Annotated in this window: 16 protein-coding genes and 1 tRNA gene; 6 read left to right on the forward strand and 11 right to left on the reverse strand. The window is 64.6% G+C overall.

Going from position 1 to position 16,084, the window contains the following annotated elements; translation table 11 throughout:
* Positions 1 to 162: 162 nt before the first annotated feature.
* The 8 genes from HLH28_RS13365 to HLH28_RS13400 all read right to left on the reverse strand — a co-directional run bounded on the left by HLH28_RS13365 (position 163) and on the right by HLH28_RS13400 (position 10,343).
* Positions 163 to 1,170, reverse strand: a complete 1,008-nt coding sequence (locus HLH28_RS13365) for an ABC transporter ATP-binding protein (RefSeq protein ID WP_182960012.1) — start codon at positions 1,168 to 1,170, stop codon at positions 163 to 165.
* Positions 1,170 to 2,147: an ABC transporter permease gene (locus tag HLH28_RS13370; protein ID WP_182960014.1), complete on the reverse strand. Its 978-nt coding sequence runs from the start codon at positions 2,145 to 2,147 to the stop codon at positions 1,170 to 1,172. Before HLH28_RS13370 ends, HLH28_RS13365 begins: the two co-directional genes overlap by 1 nt.
* On the reverse strand, positions 2,147 to 3,178 hold the full coding sequence (locus HLH28_RS13375) for an ABC transporter permease (RefSeq protein ID WP_182960016.1): 1,032 nt from the start codon (positions 3,176 to 3,178) through the stop codon (positions 2,147 to 2,149). Before HLH28_RS13375 ends, HLH28_RS13370 begins: the two co-directional genes overlap by 1 nt.
* 9 nt (positions 3,179 to 3,187) lie before the next feature.
* Entirely contained in the window at positions 3,188 to 4,810 is a 1,623-nt protein-coding gene (locus HLH28_RS13380; protein ID WP_182960018.1) for an ABC transporter substrate-binding protein, read from the reverse strand.
* A 106-nt stretch (positions 4,811 to 4,916) separates the two neighbouring features.
* Positions 4,917 to 6,602, reverse strand: coding sequence for an ABC transporter substrate-binding protein (locus HLH28_RS13385; RefSeq protein WP_182960163.1), 1,686 nt, complete (start codon positions 6,600 to 6,602; stop codon positions 4,917 to 4,919).
* 63 nt (positions 6,603 to 6,665) lie between these two features.
* Positions 6,666 to 7,277 (reverse strand): SCO family protein, encoded by a 612-nt coding sequence (locus HLH28_RS13390; protein WP_182960021.1) that lies wholly within the window; start codon positions 7,275 to 7,277, stop codon positions 6,666 to 6,668.
* Positions 7,277 to 10,117, reverse strand: coding sequence for a DNA polymerase I (polA, locus tag HLH28_RS13395; RefSeq protein WP_182960024.1), 2,841 nt, complete (start codon positions 10,115 to 10,117; stop codon positions 7,277 to 7,279). The genes HLH28_RS13390 and polA overlap by 1 nt, the downstream gene beginning before the upstream one ends.
* Before the next feature lie 10 nt (positions 10,118 to 10,127).
* Positions 10,128 to 10,343, reverse strand: coding sequence for a zinc-finger domain-containing protein (locus HLH28_RS13400; RefSeq protein ID WP_182960026.1), 216 nt, complete (start codon positions 10,341 to 10,343; stop codon positions 10,128 to 10,130).
* 57 nt (positions 10,344 to 10,400) lie between these two features.
* Here HLH28_RS13400 and HLH28_RS13405 point away from each other — a divergent pair, with 57 nt between their 5' ends.
* On the forward strand, positions 10,401 to 11,486 hold the full coding sequence (locus tag HLH28_RS13405; protein ID WP_182960028.1) for an alpha/beta fold hydrolase: 1,086 nt from the start codon (positions 10,401 to 10,403) through the stop codon (positions 11,484 to 11,486).
* A gap of 53 nt (positions 11,487 to 11,539) precedes the next feature.
* A tRNA-Arg gene (locus HLH28_RS13410) sits at positions 11,540 to 11,616 on the forward strand.
* A 124-nt stretch (positions 11,617 to 11,740) separates the two neighbouring features.
* Here the strand turns inward: HLH28_RS13410 and HLH28_RS18480 are convergent.
* Positions 11,741 to 12,019: a helix-turn-helix domain-containing protein gene (locus tag HLH28_RS18480; RefSeq protein ID WP_408869850.1), complete on the reverse strand. Its 279-nt coding sequence runs from the start codon at positions 12,017 to 12,019 to the stop codon at positions 11,741 to 11,743.
* 143 nt (positions 12,020 to 12,162) lie between these two features.
* On the opposite strand from HLH28_RS18480, the gene HLH28_RS13420 reads away from it, so the two are divergent.
* Together HLH28_RS13420 and HLH28_RS13425 are read left to right on the forward strand one after the other, a co-directional pair.
* The gene (locus HLH28_RS13420) at positions 12,163 to 12,417 is read left to right on the forward strand and encodes a type II toxin-antitoxin system HicA family toxin (protein ID WP_182960030.1); all 255 of its coding nucleotides are present in this window, start codon (positions 12,163 to 12,165) and stop codon (positions 12,415 to 12,417) included.
* Positions 12,414 to 12,746: a type II toxin-antitoxin system HicB family antitoxin gene (locus tag HLH28_RS13425; protein WP_182960032.1), complete on the forward strand. Its 333-nt coding sequence runs from the start codon at positions 12,414 to 12,416 to the stop codon at positions 12,744 to 12,746. Before HLH28_RS13420 ends, HLH28_RS13425 begins: the two co-directional genes overlap by 4 nt.
* Positions 12,747 to 12,806: 60 nt before the next feature.
* Here the strand turns inward: HLH28_RS13425 and HLH28_RS13430 are convergent, their stop codons facing one another.
* Positions 12,807 to 13,061 (reverse strand): hypothetical protein, encoded by a 255-nt coding sequence (locus HLH28_RS13430; protein ID WP_182960034.1) that lies wholly within the window; start codon positions 13,059 to 13,061, stop codon positions 12,807 to 12,809.
* Between the two features lie 91 nt (positions 13,062 to 13,152).
* Here HLH28_RS13430 and HLH28_RS13435 point away from each other — a divergent pair, with 91 nt between their 5' ends.
* Both HLH28_RS13435 and HLH28_RS13440 read left to right on the forward strand, forming a co-directional pair.
* Positions 13,153 to 14,082, forward strand: coding sequence for an IS5 family transposase (locus tag HLH28_RS13435; protein WP_182960036.1), 930 nt, complete (start codon positions 13,153 to 13,155; stop codon positions 14,080 to 14,082).
* Positions 14,083 to 14,866: 784 nt separating this feature from the next.
* Positions 14,867 to 15,313 (forward strand): hypothetical protein, encoded by a 447-nt coding sequence (locus HLH28_RS13440; protein WP_182960038.1) that lies wholly within the window; start codon positions 14,867 to 14,869, stop codon positions 15,311 to 15,313.
* Here HLH28_RS13440 and HLH28_RS13445 read toward each other — a convergent pair.
* Entirely contained in the window at positions 15,266 to 15,928 is a 663-nt protein-coding gene (locus HLH28_RS13445; protein ID WP_182960040.1) for a hypothetical protein, read from the reverse strand. The two genes, HLH28_RS13440 and HLH28_RS13445, sit on opposite strands and share 48 nt — an antisense overlap.
* Between the last annotated feature and the right edge of the window lie 156 nt (positions 15,929 to 16,084).

The following is a 16,084-nucleotide window of genomic DNA, read 5'->3' on the forward strand; positions in this document are numbered from 1 at the left end:
GTGTTTCCGAGCACTGGAGCGGAGCGGCCTTGATGGCCGTGAGCACCAGCGCGCAGGAAACGCGCGTCGGATCGCCGGCAGATCGCCTGGTGAAACAGCCTCTGGGGTCAAGGGGCCGGCGGCCCCTTGCGGGTGCGGGCAGAGCCCGCGCTTTCCTGGCACTCATACGGTCGCGCACCGCGCCGGCAGGTCGCGCCCTTCGGCCGGCAGCACACAGGCGATGTCCTGCACCCCGCGCGGCAGCAGCGGCGGGCGCACGGCGCAGGCGTCGTGCGCGTAGGCGCAGCGCGGGGTGAAAGGGCAGCCCGCCGGGCGGTCGGCGGGGGCCGGCGGGCTGCCGGGGATGGAAGGCAGGCGCGCCGGCCGCGCGCCGTGCAGCGGCGGGATCGAATCCAGCAGGGCAGCGGTGTAGGGATGGCCCGGCCGGGCGAACACCGCCCCGGTCGGCCCACGTTCGGCGATGATGCCCGAATACAGCACCATGGTGCGGTCGCAGGTTTCGGCCACCACCCCCATGTCGTGGGTGATCAGCAGCACCGACGAGCCGTACTCCCGCCGCAGGCGGCGCAGCAGGTCCAGGATCTGCGCCTGCACGGTCACGTCCAGCGCCGTCGTCGGTTCGTCGGCGATCAGCAGCGACGGGTTGCACGACAGCGCCATGGCGATCATCGCGCGCTGGCGCAGGCCGCCGGAGAGTTGATGCGGATAGCGGTCGGCGACGCGGGCGGGGTCCGGCACGCCCATGTCGCCCAGCAGGCGGATGGTGCGGGCGCGGGCGTCCTTGCGGGTGACCCGGCCGTGGGCGCGGATCTGTTCGTCGATCTGCCAGCCCACCGTGTAGACCGGGGTGAAGGCGGTCATCGGGTCCTGGAAGATCATCGCGATCTCGCGACCCCGCAGGTCACGGAAGGCACGCTGCGGCAGGCCGACCAGTTCGCGGCCCTTGAAGCGCGCCGAGCCGGTGATGCGCGCGCCCGGCGCGTCGATCAGGCCCATCAGCGCCAGCGCCGTCATGCTCTTGCCCGACCCGGACTCGCCGACGATGCCCAGGATTTCCCGCGCGCCCAGCGTGAACGAGACGGAATCGATGATGGTCACCATCCGCCCGCCGACCGGCAGCGCGATCGTCAGGTCCCGGACCGCCAGCAGCGGCATTGCGTCAGCGTCCATCACGCACGTCCATCCCGCACCCTGGGGTCGAGCAGCAGGTAGAGCATGTCGACCACCGCATTGGCGATGACGACGAACACCGCCGAATACATCACCGTCGCCATGATCAGCGGCAGGTCCAGATTGCCCAGCGCCTGGTAGGTCAGGCGCCCCACGCCCTGCAGGCCGAACACGACCTCGGTCAGCAGCGCGCCGCCGCCGACCAGCTGCGCGAAATCCAGCCCGAACAGCGATACGAAGGTGATCATCGAGGTCCGCAGCCCATGGAACAGCAGTACCCGCGCGGGCGACAGGCCCTTGGCGCGGGCAGTGCGCATGAAATCCTCGCCCCGGACGGCCACCAGGTCGGCGCGCAGCACGCGGCTGTAGATACCGATGAACAGCACCGCCAGCGTGAACCACGGGATGACCAGCGCCCGAAACCAGCCCAGCGGGTCCTGCATGAAGGGCACGTAGCCCAGCCCGGGCACCCAGCTGAACAGCCAGCTGTCGTGATAGCGGCTCTGCGTCAGCAGGTTGGCGACCTGGCCCAGCCAGAAGACGGGGATCGAAATGCCGACCAGCCCCAGCATCATCAGCCCCCGGTCCACCCAGCCGCCGCGCAGCGCCGCCGCCAGCGTGCCCATCGCGACCGACGCCAGCACCCAGATCACCGCCGCCCCGGTGACCAGCGACACCGTGACCGGGGCCGCCTGGAAGACCTCGGGCACCACTTTTTCCCCGCGGTTGACGTAGGAGGTCAGGTCCCGCGTCACGAACAGCTTTTCCATCATCCGGATGTACTGCACCGGCAGCGGCCGGTCGAAACCGTATTCGACCCGCACCCGCGCGACAGTCTGGGGCGAGGCGTTGCGCCCGGCGATGCGCGCCGTGGGATCGGCGCCCGGTGTGGCGAAGAACACCAGGAATACCAGCACCGAGATGCCGACCAGCACGAACAGCGTCTGCCCCAGCCGCCGCAGGATCGCCATCGCCATCAGCCGCGCCCCCGGTCGCCGTCGCGCACATCCAGCGCGTCGCGCATCCCGTCGCCCAGGATATTCAGCGCCAGCACCACGACGATGATCGCAAGCCCGGGCGCCACGGCCACCATCGGGCGGGTATAGATCAGGCCCTCGCCATCCTGGATGATGGTACCCCATGATGCGGCGGGCGCCTGCACGCCGATCGACAGGAACGACAGCGCCGATTCCGCCATCAGCGCCAGCGCCGTCATCAGCGGTGCCAGCACCACCAGCGTGCCGGTGACGTTGGGCAGGATGTCGCGCAGCACGATGCGATGGCCCGGCACCCCCAGCCCACGCGCGGCGGTGACGAATTCCGACCGGCGCAGCGTCATCACCCGCCCGCGCACCGGCCGCGCGGCATAGGGGACATAGACCAGCGCGATGATGCAGATCGGGATCAGCAGATTGTCGCTGGCCACGGTGAACGGCCCGATCCGCAGCCCTTGGCTGACGGTGACGATCGAGAGCGAGATCGCGAACAGATAGACCGGCACCGCCCACATGATGTCCATCATGCGCGACAGCACGGCGTCCACCACGCCCCCGGCATAGCCGGCCACGATGCCCACGCACGCCGCCACCATGATGCACAGCGCCGCCGCACTGAAAGCGATCAGCAGCGAATTGCGTCCGCCATACAGCAGGCGCGCCGCCACGTCCCGCCCCTGGCTGTCGGCCCCCAGCGGATAGGCCGCCATGCGCCAGGTCGGCCCGATCGGCGACAGGCCCAGATGCAGCGGATTGTCGTTGGGCTGCATGATGTCGACCTGCCGCCCGTCCAGCATCACCGTCCCCGCGACGTTCGAGGTAAACGGATCGGTATGCGCCACATCGTCGGCATAGACGGGCGCCAGCAGGCACGCCACGGTCACCAGCGCCAGGACCGCCAGCGACACCATCGCGCCGCGATGACGCACCAACACGCGGGCCGCCGTGCGCCACGGGCCAGCGGACGCGCGCGCCGACACGGAAGGGGACGAAGGGGTTAACGCGGTCGTCATCACGCCTCCTTAGCGAACCCAGAGCTGGGCGATGAGCAGAAGATGGTACGGGCTGATCGCCACATGGCCCACCCGCGCGGACACGACATCCACGCGCCGGGTCTGGACCAGCGGCACCACCGGGGCCAGGGCCATCAGGTCGCGGCCGACCTGCCGCCACAGGGCGTCGGCCCGGGCCGGATCGGTCATCTGGGCCAGCGCCGCCGCGCGCATCGCGGCATCCAGGGCGGGGTCGCACAGGCCGGACATGTTCAGTGAATTGTCCGACCCCGGATGGAAGCTGTCGCAGGAAAACAGCGTGTGCAGGTAGCTGCTGGGCGCGGGATAGTCGGATTCCCAGCCGGTAAAGCCGATCTGCACGTCGTTGCCGGTGTTCTGGAGGTACGAGAATTCGACCGTGGGCGTGATCGCCCGCGTGGTGACGCGATAGCCGAGCGCCGTCAGGACATCGCGGACCTCGCCCGCGATGGCGATGGCGACCGGCGAGGTCTGGGTCACGATAGACACCGCCTGCCCCGCCGTGCCGCTGGCCCGCACCAGCGCGCGGGCGCGGTCCAGGTCCGGTCCCTGCCACGCCGGCGCCGGATGGTCGGCCGACGCGCCGCGTCCGTAGGCGCAGGCCGGATCATATCCCATCAACCCGCGCGGCAGCATCCCGCACAATGGCAGGGCCAGTGCCGGGCCGCCTTCATGGATCACCACGGCGTGCCGGTCGATGGCATCGTTCAGTGCCCGCCGCACCGCTGGATTGTCGAAGGGCGGCCGCCGGACGTTCAGTTCCATGTAATAGACGACCTGCATGTCCGACAGATGGACGCGCGCGGCGTACCGGTCCCCCAGTTCGCCCAGCCGGTCGGCGGGCGGCATGTCCAGCATCCAGTCGTACTGGCCGTTTTCCACCGCCGTGACTTCGGCGTCGGCCTCCAGCCCGAAATCGTACTGGATGCGGTCGGGATAGCCGTCGGGCTGCGCTACCGGGTTCCAGGCGTGGAAATACGGGTTGCGTTCCATCCGCAGCCCGCGATCCGGATCGTAGGACACGATGCGGTACGGCCCGGTGCCCGGCGGGGCGACATTTCCGGTATCGGCGCCGGGCGTATCGGCGGGAACGATCGACGCCTGCGGAAAGGCCAGCTGGTACAGGAAATCCGGATCCGGCCGCACCAGATGGAAGGTAACGCTTCCCGCCGCCGGATCGGCCACCACGCCCCCGGCCAGGGTGCAGTCCGTCCTGCCGTTCAGGCAGGGTGCCGCGCCGACCAGGTCGCTGAAATAGGGACCGGCGGCCGGGCTGTTGACGCGAAAGATCCGGCGCATCGTCGCCGCCACGTCGTTGACCGTCACCTCCTGCCCATTGGAAAACCGCACGCCGCGCCGCAGGTGGAACACATAGGTCAGGCCGCCATCGCGGATGTCGGGCGGCCCGTCGGCCAGGTCGGGTATCGGCCGGTCCCCGTCGCCGATGCGGTCGGGCGCGCTCTTGGGAAAGGCCATCAGCCCGTCATAGACCGGAGCCTCGAGTTGCAGGTTTTCATGTTCGTAGGCGATCTGCGGGTCCAGCGACCCGCCCGACGACGCGGCGGTCAGGCGCAGCGTGCCGCCGCGATGGTCCGACCCGGCCGCCCGGGCCATCCCCGGACAGATCGTTCCCGGACAGATTGCCCCAAGCCACGCAGCGCACAGGCAGGCGGCGCCAGGCCGGTGACGCGCCCTCATGCGGTCATGCATCCCGCCCCGGTCACTGCACCCATACGCGCGAAAAAATCATGTGATAAAGGTTGGTATAGAAATAATTGCCCAGCCGGCGCGACACCAGGTCGATGTAATTCATGCGGATCATCGGCACGTCGGGCGTGTCGCGGTCGATCGCGCGATTCGCCTGCGCCCACAGATCGGCGGCCTCCGCCGGGTCGGTCGCGGCCTTGGCGCGGTCCATCAATGCCTGCGTCGCACGGTCGCAATAGCCGGCGATATTGATGGAATTGTCCGAACCGGGATGGAAATTCTCGCATCCCAGCAGGTCGTCCAGGAAATTCGACGCCGACGGATAATCGGCAAACCAGTCGGAAATGCTGATCTGGACCTTGTTGGCAGTATTCTGGATGTATCCAAGCTGCATGGAATGGGCCAGCGGCTTGACGCTGGCGTCATAGCCGATGGCCTGCAGCATGTTGCGCAGATACACCCCCATGCTCATGTCCACCGCGGTGTTCTGCACCACCAGGGTCACATGCTGCCCGCGCGTGCCGCTCTGCGCGACCAGGGCGCGGGCGCGGTCCAGGTCCGGGGCCTGCCAGGTGGCGGCCCGATGGTCGGGGTCGGCCCCGCGCGTGTAGGAACAGCCGTCGATCGCGCCCGCGATGCCGCCCGGCACCATGGTGCATAGCGGCGCCGCCACCCCTGTGCCGCCATACAGGATGACCATCGCCCGCCGGTCCATCGCGTAATTGACCGCCTGCCGCGCCAGCCGGTTGTCGAAGGGCGGAAGGTTGACGTTCATCGGGGCGTAATACATGCCGAACAGCGGGCGGAGATGAACCTGCGCGGCATAGCGCGACCCGATCTCGCCCAGCCGGTCCAGCGGCTTGTTGTCGAACATCCAGTCGTATTGGCCGTTTTCGATCGCCGTCACCTCGGCTTCGTCCGGCAGGCCGAAATCATATGTGATGTGGTCGACATAACCGTCGGGCTGGGCCTCGGCGCTCCAGACATGGAAATACGGGTTGCGGTCCAGCCGCGCGCCCTGGTCGGGGTCGTAGGACGCGAACATGTACGGCCCGGTCGTGGGCGCGGGCACGTTGCCCAGATCATGGTCCGGCAGGTCGGCCGGGACGATCGACGCGTGCGGGAAAGCCAGCTTCTGCAGGAATTCGGCATCCGGATCGCGCAGATGGAACGTGACGGCACGCGTCGCGGCATCGATGTCCAGGCCGCCCTGCAAGGTGCAATGCGCCGCATCGCGCAGGCACGCGTCCGCGCCGACGATATTGCCGTAGAACGATCCCGCCGTGGGGCTGCCGACGCGGAAGATGCGCCGCATCGACGCCGCCACGTCCGCCACCGTGACCTCTCGCCCATCGGAAAAGCGCACGCCGCGCCGCAGGACGAAACGCCAGGTCAGGCCGCCATCCACCGGCTGCGGCACCGATTCGGCCAGGTCGGCGACGACCTCGCTGCCACCCATCCCCTGCGCCTTGCGAAACGTCACCAGCCCGTCATACAGGATCGAGAACAGCTGCGCGTATTGCGACGTGTAGTTCAGTTGCGGGTCGAGCGTCCCGCCCGACGACGCCGCCGTCAGCCGCAGGGTGCCGCCCCGGTGCGGGCTGCCCCGGGTCTGGCCGTCCCCGACAGCCGCAGGCGCACCGCCATCCTGCGCCCGGGCGTCCTGCGTCTTGGCATCCTGCGCCCTGGCCTGGCCCATGTCCGCGCCCGCCGCCGACAGCAGCAGTCCGGCGGCCAGGACACGCGCCGACCAGGCCGTCATTCAGGGCGCCGCCATCAGGCCGTTCAGGCGGGCCGCGATGTCGTCGGCCGACGCCGTGGATTCGATCGTGCCGGCGTAGCGGCCTTCAGGGGACATGATGACGATCCGGGGCGACGGCTCCATGCTGTAGTCGCCGTCCGTGCCCTCATGTCGAACGTAGGGCGCGTGATATTCGCGCGCCACCGCCTGGATCATGTTGGGCGCGCCGGTCAGGGCGAAGATGCGCGGGCCGAAGCGCAGGGTGTAGGCCCGCAGGATCTCGGCCGTGTCGCGCATCGGATCCAGCGTGATGAACAGCGGCGCCACCATCCGCGCGCGCGGACCCAGCCGGTCCATCGCGCCGGCCATCGCCGTCAGAGTGGCCGCGCATTGCGTGTCCGGGCAGCGTGTGTAGCCGAAATAGACCAGCATCCACCGTCCCTGGAAATCGGTGTCCGACACCGCCCCGTCAGCGGCGCTGACCAGGCGGAACGACCCGCCGACCTCGTTGCCGTTGCTGGACAGGACGGGTCCCATCCGGTCCGCCACCCGGTAGGTGCCGTACCCCACGATGCTGGCCACCACCACGATGATCGCGGCGATCGTCAGCCTGCGTTTGTCCCGTTGCTGCATCAATGTGCGTCCGCCCAATTCAATCCGGTCCCGGTTTCCACGACCAGCGGCACGGAAAGGGACGCTGCGGATTCCATGACCTGTTTCACGAGGGCCGACAGCGCGCCCTCGTCGCCCGCCCGCACCTCGAACAGAAGTTCGTCATGGACCTGAAGCAGCAGGGTTCCGTCAAGCCCGGCATCGCTCAGCGCCGCCGGCAGGCGCACCATCGCGCGCTTGATGATGTCCGCCGCCCCGCCCTGCAACGGTGCGTTGATCGCCTGCCGTTCGGCATAGGCGCGGCGGGCGGCGTTGCGGTCGCCGATCCCCGGCACCCAGCAGCGCCGGCCGAACGGGGTGGTGACGTAGCCCTGCTCCTTCGCCTCGGCGCGCATGCGGTCCATGTAATCGCGGATCCCGGGATAGCGGGCGAAATAGGCGTCGATGTAGAACCGCGCTTCGCCCGGCGAAATGCCCAGCTGCCGCCCCAGGCCGAAGGCGCTGATGCCGTAGATGATGCCGAAATTGATCGCTTTCGCCCGGCGGCGGGTCAGCGGGTCCATGCCCGCGATGGGAATGCCGAAGACTTCGGATGCCGTGCGCGCATGGATGTCCTGGCCCAGCGCGAAGGCTTCGCGCAGCGGTTCGATTTCCGCGACATGGGCCAGCAGGCGCAGTTCGATCTGCGAGTAATCGGCCGACAGCAGGACGCGCCCCGGCGCCGCGACGAAAGCCCGGCGGATGCGGCCGCCTTCCTCGGTGCGGATGGGAATGTTCTGCAGGTTCGGCTCGTTGGAGGACAGGCGGCCGGTCGTGGTGATGGCCATCTGGAACGAGGTATGTACCCGCCCGCTGCGCGGATCGGCCTGGCTGACCAGCGCGTCGGCATAGGTCGATTTCAGCTTGGCCAGCTGCCGCCAGGCCAGGATGCGGCCCGGCAGGTCGTGCCCCTTGTCCGACAGGTCCTGCAGGACCGAGGAATCGGTGCCCCATGCCCCGGATTTCATCCGCTTGCCGCCCGGCAGGCCCATCTCGTCGAACAGGATCTCGCCCAGCTGCTTTGGCGAGCCGACATTGAACGACCGGCCCGCCAGCACATGGATCTCGGCCTCCATGCCTGCCATGCGCTCGGCGAAATCGGCCGACATCCGGCGCAGTTCGGCGACGTCGACGGCGATCCCCGCGCGTTCCATGTCCGCCAGCACCGGCACCAGTGGCCGTTCCAGTTCCTCATACACCGCCAGCGAGCGATGGATGCGCAGCAGCGGGCGCAGCGTCAGCCACAGCCGCAGGGTCACGTCCGCGTCCTCGGCGGCGTATTCCGTGGCGCGTTTGACATCCACCCGCGCGAAGGGGATGCGGTTGCGGCCTGTGCCCGTCACCTCGTCATAGGAAATCGGCGTATGACCCAGGTACAGGCGCGACAGCTCGTCCATCCCCTGGCCGTGGCGGCCGGCGAACTGCGCGTAGGAAATCAGCATCGTGTCGTCAATGGGCGCCGGCTGCGGCGCGCCGGCGCGCGTCAGCACCAGCAGGTCGAACTTCGCGTTCTGGAAGATCTTCAGCACCGCCGGGTCGGCCAGCAGCGGCCCCATGACCGCCAGCACCAGATCGACCTCCAGCTGCGGGCCGACCGGATCGGCCTCCGGGCCGGTCTCCGCCGCGCCGTCCATGGGCAGAAGCTGGGGTTCGGCCACGGGCTCCGCCTCGTGCCGCAGGGGGATGTAGCACGCCCGGCCCGGCCCGACGGCCAGCGACAGGCCGACCAGACCGGCATGCAGCGGATCCAGCCCGTCGGTTTCGGTATCCACGGCGCAGACCCCGGCGCGGCGCGCCTCGGCCACCCAGGCCTCCAGCGCCTCGGTGGTCGTCACCGTCGCATAGGGGCCGTAGGGCACCTGGTCGGGCGCCACCGGGGCGACATCCCGCGCCGCAGGCGATGCGCCCGGGTCAGGTGCCGTGACGGACGGAGCAACGCCGATGGCGGCGGCCGATCCCTTGAGGCCCATCCGGTGCAGCAACGACCGGAAGCCCATCACGGCCAGCCATTCGCCCAGCCTTTCCTCGTCGGGCTCGCGGCAGATCAGCTCGTCCAGCGGCATGGGGCACGGCGCGTCCTCGCACAACGTCACCAGCGTGCGCGACAGCCGGGCCTTGTCGGCGTACTCGATCAGATTGTCGCGCCGCTTGGACGCCTTCATCGCCGGCGCGGCCGCCAGGATGGCGTCCAGCGATCCGTACTCGGCGATCAGCGCCGAGGCGGTCTTGGGCCCGATCCCCGGCACGCCGGGCACGTTGTCCACCGAATCGCCGATCAGCGCCTGCACGTCGATCACCTTGTCGGGGGTCACGCCGAACTTGGCCTCGACCTCCTTCGGGCCGATGGGCTTCTGGCGAATCGGGTCCATCATGTCGACGCCGGGCCGGATCAGCTGCATCAGGTCCTTGTCGGACGATATGATGGTGCACGTGCCCCCGGCATCGGTCACGCGGCGGGCATAGGCCGCGATCAGATCGTCGGCTTCCCATCCCGCGTGCTCGATTCCCGGCACGCCGAAGGCCGCCGTGGCGTCGCGGACCAGGGCGAACTGCGGCCGCAATTCCTCGGGCGGTTCGGGCCGGTGGGCCTTGTACTGGTCGTAGATCTCGTTGCGGAAGGTCAGTCGCCCGGCGTCGAAGATCACGGCCAGGTGGGTGCCCGCATGGTCGCGCAGCAGGCGCGCCAGCATGTTGGTGAAGCCGAAGACCGCATTGACCGGCGTTCCGTCCGGGGCGGACATCGGCGGCAGGGCATGGAAGGCACGGAAGATGAACCCCGATCCGTCGACCAGGATCAGGTGGATCGGGGCGTCGCTGGACATCGGAAAGCGATCAGTGCGCCGTCTCGTCCCCCGCGTCGGGATTCAGCACGAACAGGCGCGAGCAATAGGGGCAGAACGTCTGGTGGTCGGCAATGCGCAGCCACACGCGCGGATGGCCCAGCGCGCCCATCCCGCCGTCGCAGGACAGGGTGCGGGACTGGACGATGATCGTCTCGACATGCCCCAGGCGGGGTCGCGGCGTCGGGTAGAGCGTCTGGGCCTGCATGATGTTCGTTCCGCCTCGGTCTGTTGTCATGGGGTCTGTGGTCAGGAGTGACGGGGGATGATACGCAGGATTGCCGTGCTTTCAAACCTTCGCCTGTCACGCCTGCTTTATCTTGCCCTGCTGGCGCCGCTGGCCGGGGGATGCGCCCTGCGCGACCTGCCGGTTCCCCATCCGCCGCCGGCCCATGCGGCCGACGGGGCGCTGGTGCCGCCCGACGGGACCATGGTCCTGTCCGACGGCACGCGGATTCCCTATCGCGTCTGGCCCGCCCGCGGGGTGGAACATGCGGTGATCCTGGCCCTGCACGGCTTCGACGACAGCCGCGATGCGTGGGAATTTCCCTCCCCCGTCCTGGCGGCGCGCGGGATCACGCTGTACGCGCCCGATCTGCGCGGCTTCGGCGGCATGCCCGACCGTGGCGGCTGGGCAGGGGCCGAGCGGCTGGTCCATGACGCGGCGGACGAAGCCCGGATCATTGCCCGCCGCCATCCCGGCGTGCCGCTGTACCTGATGGGCGAGAGCATGGGCGGTGCGGTGCTGACCTGCCTGATGGCGGGGCCGGACGCGCCGCCGGCCGCCGGCACCATCCTGCTGGCCCCGGCGGTCTGGAAACTCGGCCCGGGGGCCGAGGTGCTGCTGCGCCTGATGGCGGCGGGCGCGCCGGGCTGGCGCCTGACGGGCCATGAATTGCCGGTGCATGTGGTGGCCGGCGACGACCTGGCGGCGATGCGGCGCCTGTACTACGATCCGCTGACCCTGCGCGCGACGCGCATGCAGGCCCTGTCCGGGCTGGCGGCGCTGATGCACCGGGCGGCGGACGAGGCACGACATATGCGCGGGCCGGTACTGGTGATCTACGGCGGTCACGACCAGCTGGTCCCGCCTTCGGCCATGGCCGATCTGTGGCGACGCCTGCCCGACTCCACCCGCCGGGACTACATCCCCGGGGGCTACCACCTGCTGATGCGTGGACGCACGCGGCAGGCGGTGATCGACGACGTGACGCAATGGATCGCCGCCCCCGACCGCTTCCTGCCATCGGGCGGGGACGCCGCCGCCGCCGCATGGTCCGCGCTGCCGCATGACGGCAGCGACGCCCCGCCGCCGTTGCCCGCTGCCCTGGACGGCCTGACTGTCAAATAAATGCGTGATCGGGACTGGCGCGCCAAAAAGGTTCGGGGTATGGAGGCGTCACTGGACTCGTAGCTCAGCTGGATAGAGCGTCGCCCTCCGAAGGCGAAGGTCGAAGGTTCGAATCCTTTCGAGTCCGCCATTTCTGTAAAAATTTGTGAATTAAATCAATCCACTAGATTGATCGCGCCGATTTTTACCCATTCTAAAACCCACGATAAAACATGGGTTAGACGCGGACCGCCGCGAACGCCTGCGGACAATCATCAGGCTGCGACCTTCCCTAGACACCGATAGACGGACGTGCGCCCGATCCCCAGCCGCTTGGCAATCTCGGTGGGGCTGACCCCCTCGGCGGCCAGCTTCTGGACTTCTTCGGCCTGTGCCCGCGCGGTGGGTTTCCGCCCCAGATAGCGCCCTTCCGCCTTGGCCTTGGCCTTGGCCTTGGCCTTGGCCTTGGCCTTGGCCTTGGCCTTGGCCTTGGCCTTGGCCTTGGCCTTGGCCTTGGCCTTGGCCTTGGCCTTGGCCTTGGCGATCCAAAACATTCTGTATTTTATTGGAACACAAATCTATTCCGCCTCGAATGTTCCGCTGGGGCAATCCCTATTGGAACAGAGGCGGACGCATACGAACGAAGACGGACTGTTGCGGATATTGCGCATGATACCATATTGCGGTATCAATCCTCATGAAGACGAAGCACCGACGCACACTCGAACTGATCTTCAAACGGCCCGTGTCCGCGAATGTGGCCTGGGCAGATATCGAAGCTCTGTTCGTCTCACTGGGTGCCGAGGTGTCGGAACGCGAAGGGTCGCGCGTAGGCGTCGTCCTGTTCGGTGAAATCCGCGTCTTTCATCGTCCCCATCCGTCACCGCACACGGATAAGGGAGCGGTCGCCAGCGTGCGGGAATGGCTCAAGGCAAATGGGGTAGCGCCATGAACAATGTCATGACCATCGGCGGCCAGCGGGCCGTGATCCAGTTCGATCCCGAGATCGGCATGTTCCGCGGAGAGTTCGTCGGCCTCAGCGGAGGGGCGGACTTCTATGCGGATAGCGTGGCGGGCCTGCAGCGCGAGGGCGAAATCTCCCTGCGGGTCTTCCTCGATATGTGCGCCGAAAAGGGGATCGACCCGGTGCGGCACTATTCGGGCAAGTTCCAGGTCCGCGTGAATGAGGAACTGCATGCACGCGCGGCCGAAGCTGCTGCAGCGAAAGGCGTAAGCCTGAACCAGTTCGTGCAGGACGCGATCGCCGAAGCCGCTGCCTGATTCTGTACTGGATGGACTGGACAGCGGCGGTGCATGATTTGCGCCGGCCGCCCTCCGCTCTCAGCTAATCACCACCTGGTAGACCGGCGCCGGGCCACCCTCGATCTCAGTCACCTGCTTTGCCTTGCCATAGGCGCGGTCGAGGATCTCCTTACCCGCCGCCACCTGCACAGCATGCGACTCCCCGTTCAGAGCCAACCATGCCAGGCGCTCAAGCACCTCGGGCCCATATTTTCCCGCCATGGCCCGCACATCGGCCGTTACCTTGTTCGGGACTCCCTTCGGCCGCCCGCCGGTCTTGCGTCCTTCAGCCATGGTCTACTCTCGTGAGACCTGTGCGCGGGTAATGGACGACGCGTGAGATTGATGATTCGCTGGCGTTCGTTTTTGGGTGTTGGAGACTGTCATGGCGCATCGGTCGATCGGTCAGGATTGTCTTGGGTTCTTGCGACCGGACCGGCCCACGTCATCGCTGGACGCGATCGTGGCGTTGATCGACTGGAAGCCGATCGGCGAGATGCTGTCGCCGCTGTATCCTGCGACGAAGGGCGAACCCGCATGGCCGCCCCTCTCGATGTTTCAGGCGATGCTCCTGGCGATCTGGTATGACCTGTCCGACGTCAAGCTGGCCGAGGCGCTGGATGACCGGGCGTCCTTTCGCCGGTTCTGCGGTTTTTCTCTTCACGAACCGACACCGGAGCGCACGGCCTTCGTGCGGTTCCGACGCTTATTGGTGTCCCGGTCCCTCGACAAAACCTTGTTCGAAGCCATCACGACCCAGTTGAAGGCTCGGGCGATCCGGATCAAGACCGGTACGATCGTCGATGCGACAGTCATCGCGTCGCACACGGAACAGGACAGCGAGGCGCGCTGGGTCAAACACAAGGGCAGAAAGGCCGTTCATGGTTTCAAGGCCCATGTGGGCGCCAACGCAGCAACCGCCCTGGTGGAGAAGATCTCCATCACGCCGGCCAACATCAATGATGGCCGGGCCGGTCCCGACGCCTTGCCGGACAATCCGGGCGAGGTATTTGCCGATAGCGCCTATCGGGGAGCGTATTTCCGTGAAGCCGTGCGCGCCAGGGGGGGCAGCATCCGGGTGGCGGCGACGGGAATGTGGGGACGTGACGAAAAGGAGACGATTGCGCGCCTGAAGGCATGGAACCATGGGGTCCATCGTGTCCGCGGACGGATCGAGAAGATTTTTGGCACGTGGAAACGAAGCTATGGCCTGCGCCGCATGCGATGGCGCGGACTCGCCAAGGCCGCCGTCCAGATCCACCTCACGGCCACCGCCTACAATTTCAGACGCACACTCACTATCGTCGCCAGGTAATCGGGGAATAAACGTAACGTCGGCATCTCCGGTGCCCTTGTATTATCAGACCCCCAAAGAAAGGGGGATTATATACTTGGCACCACAAACCTTAGATGAGAGGGATTATCATCTAAGCAGAGGTCTCCCCCTCCCTTGGCACACCGCTAACAGATGGCCTCGCCAACTGGCGAGGCCATCTCAGGCTCTAAGAGCCTATTCTTACCAAAACGCAACACTAAATGGAGAATAAAAATGCCACCATTTAAAGAAGCTGGATTTGCAGGGTTGTTCAGGCATTATAAATGGATATTTGTTTACCGTTTATGCAAATACATATTTAGGATTGACGTTGAACCAACAAAATTATGGCAAGTTGTCCCAGTCAAAAATCCACGTCGTTTCTGATTTTATTATTTTTATTTGTTCGTCATTAACTTTCGAAATAAAACAAAATATATCTTCTCCTTTTTTGCATAATTCTTGCAATTCTTTCTCAAATACAAAATGAGTAACGTTTGGTTCTACTATATGAAAATTACCACGATAAAAAATTCTGTGTGATTTATTTAGGATATAATCACCAATATCATAAATTATTTTTTTATTATGAGTACTGTTACTGCCACAACATACTATGTAAGGCATTTTCTACTCTTCATAATCACGTTATATCCACACTGGCTTCTGTGTAGTATGTGTAATTATGCTTTGAGGCGCTATTAGCAGTCAAGCCCCCTCTCTTGCCTTCTCTAGCCCTCCCACGAGACACTGGCCCCATCATCTTCTCAGGGGCATTTAAGGCATGGGAATTCCAAGCGACCCGCTCTTGGACATCATGAGGCGGTCCCTGATCAACCTCGATTTCATCGAGGCCAACTACCAGAACCATGGCCTCTACGAGGTCGCCCAGTTGGTTAATACCTTCTTGGGCGCTTTTATCCATCCCTTCGAGAAATCAGCCAAAGGGAAGGAATTCATCAGATATTTCAGAGAAAGGCCACCGCCTGTCCCATTTGAGACGAAGACTATTGGAAATCTCAATTATTTGGAATTTATCTATTTCGTGAGGCACGCATTGGCTCACGGCGACCTGCATTACAACGCAAATAAGATCAAACAAATTGAGTCAATCACGCTTTGGAACACCAAATATAAGGAAAATCCAGTCAGGATTACCCTATCCATACGGGATATGAAGGTGCTACTTCTTGATTTTAAAAACGGTATTGAGGAAATGTTTGAAATTTAAGATTATCTTTCTTTCAACCTCAATCCTGCCGTCAGACCTAAAGTCTTTAATTTTCAGAAAAGGCATAAACACGTCGGGCAGGTCTTTCCCCATTTCATCAATAAGTCCAAATTCCAATTCTCTCGTTTTTTCAAATAGTTCCCAATGATATTTCCTCATCTCATCATTTATATTTGCGCGGCGACCAGACTCTTCCAAATCGCTTTTGTTTGTTATTATCTGAAACAGCCTTTGTCTGACAGTTGATAAATATTCATGAGAAGATTTATTTAAGATAAATCTTGCCTGCTCTCCCAAATACATGGCATTTTCCACAATTTCAGTATTAGTTTTTTCATCACAGTCGCGCATACACACCCATATGATAGCCCGCGCGTGAACATCATAAATTGCATATCTGCGATCAAAAAGGTCAGAAATAACCTTCTCTTTGGATATTCGGCGCTGCCAGTTGGCAATCCAGATCGTGATAGACCCAATTGCGATTGTGACAATCAAAGTCCCGACGTCAGATGGCTTGATCGTTACCATATGGTCGAAAACCGAATATACGTCGGATGGCAAAGACAGTTGATTACAGTTTGCAGCCAAATTATCTTCTCCAACAGCAATCATAGGAGAATAACCCAATTAAATGCAGAAGGGAAGAAACGTCTCTTCTTTCGAAAACAGACAATTGGGGGACTTCAAATGCCTAGTCGGGTATGGAGTGTACCGAGGCTGTTGAGGGGAATGCCCCCCGGATGACGACGGACGTGCCGGGCTTCGAGA

It is taken from the genome of Gluconacetobacter tumulisoli (genome assembly GCF_014174155.1).
Lineage (GTDB): Bacteria > Pseudomonadota > Alphaproteobacteria > Acetobacterales > Acetobacteraceae > Gluconacetobacter > Gluconacetobacter tumulisoli.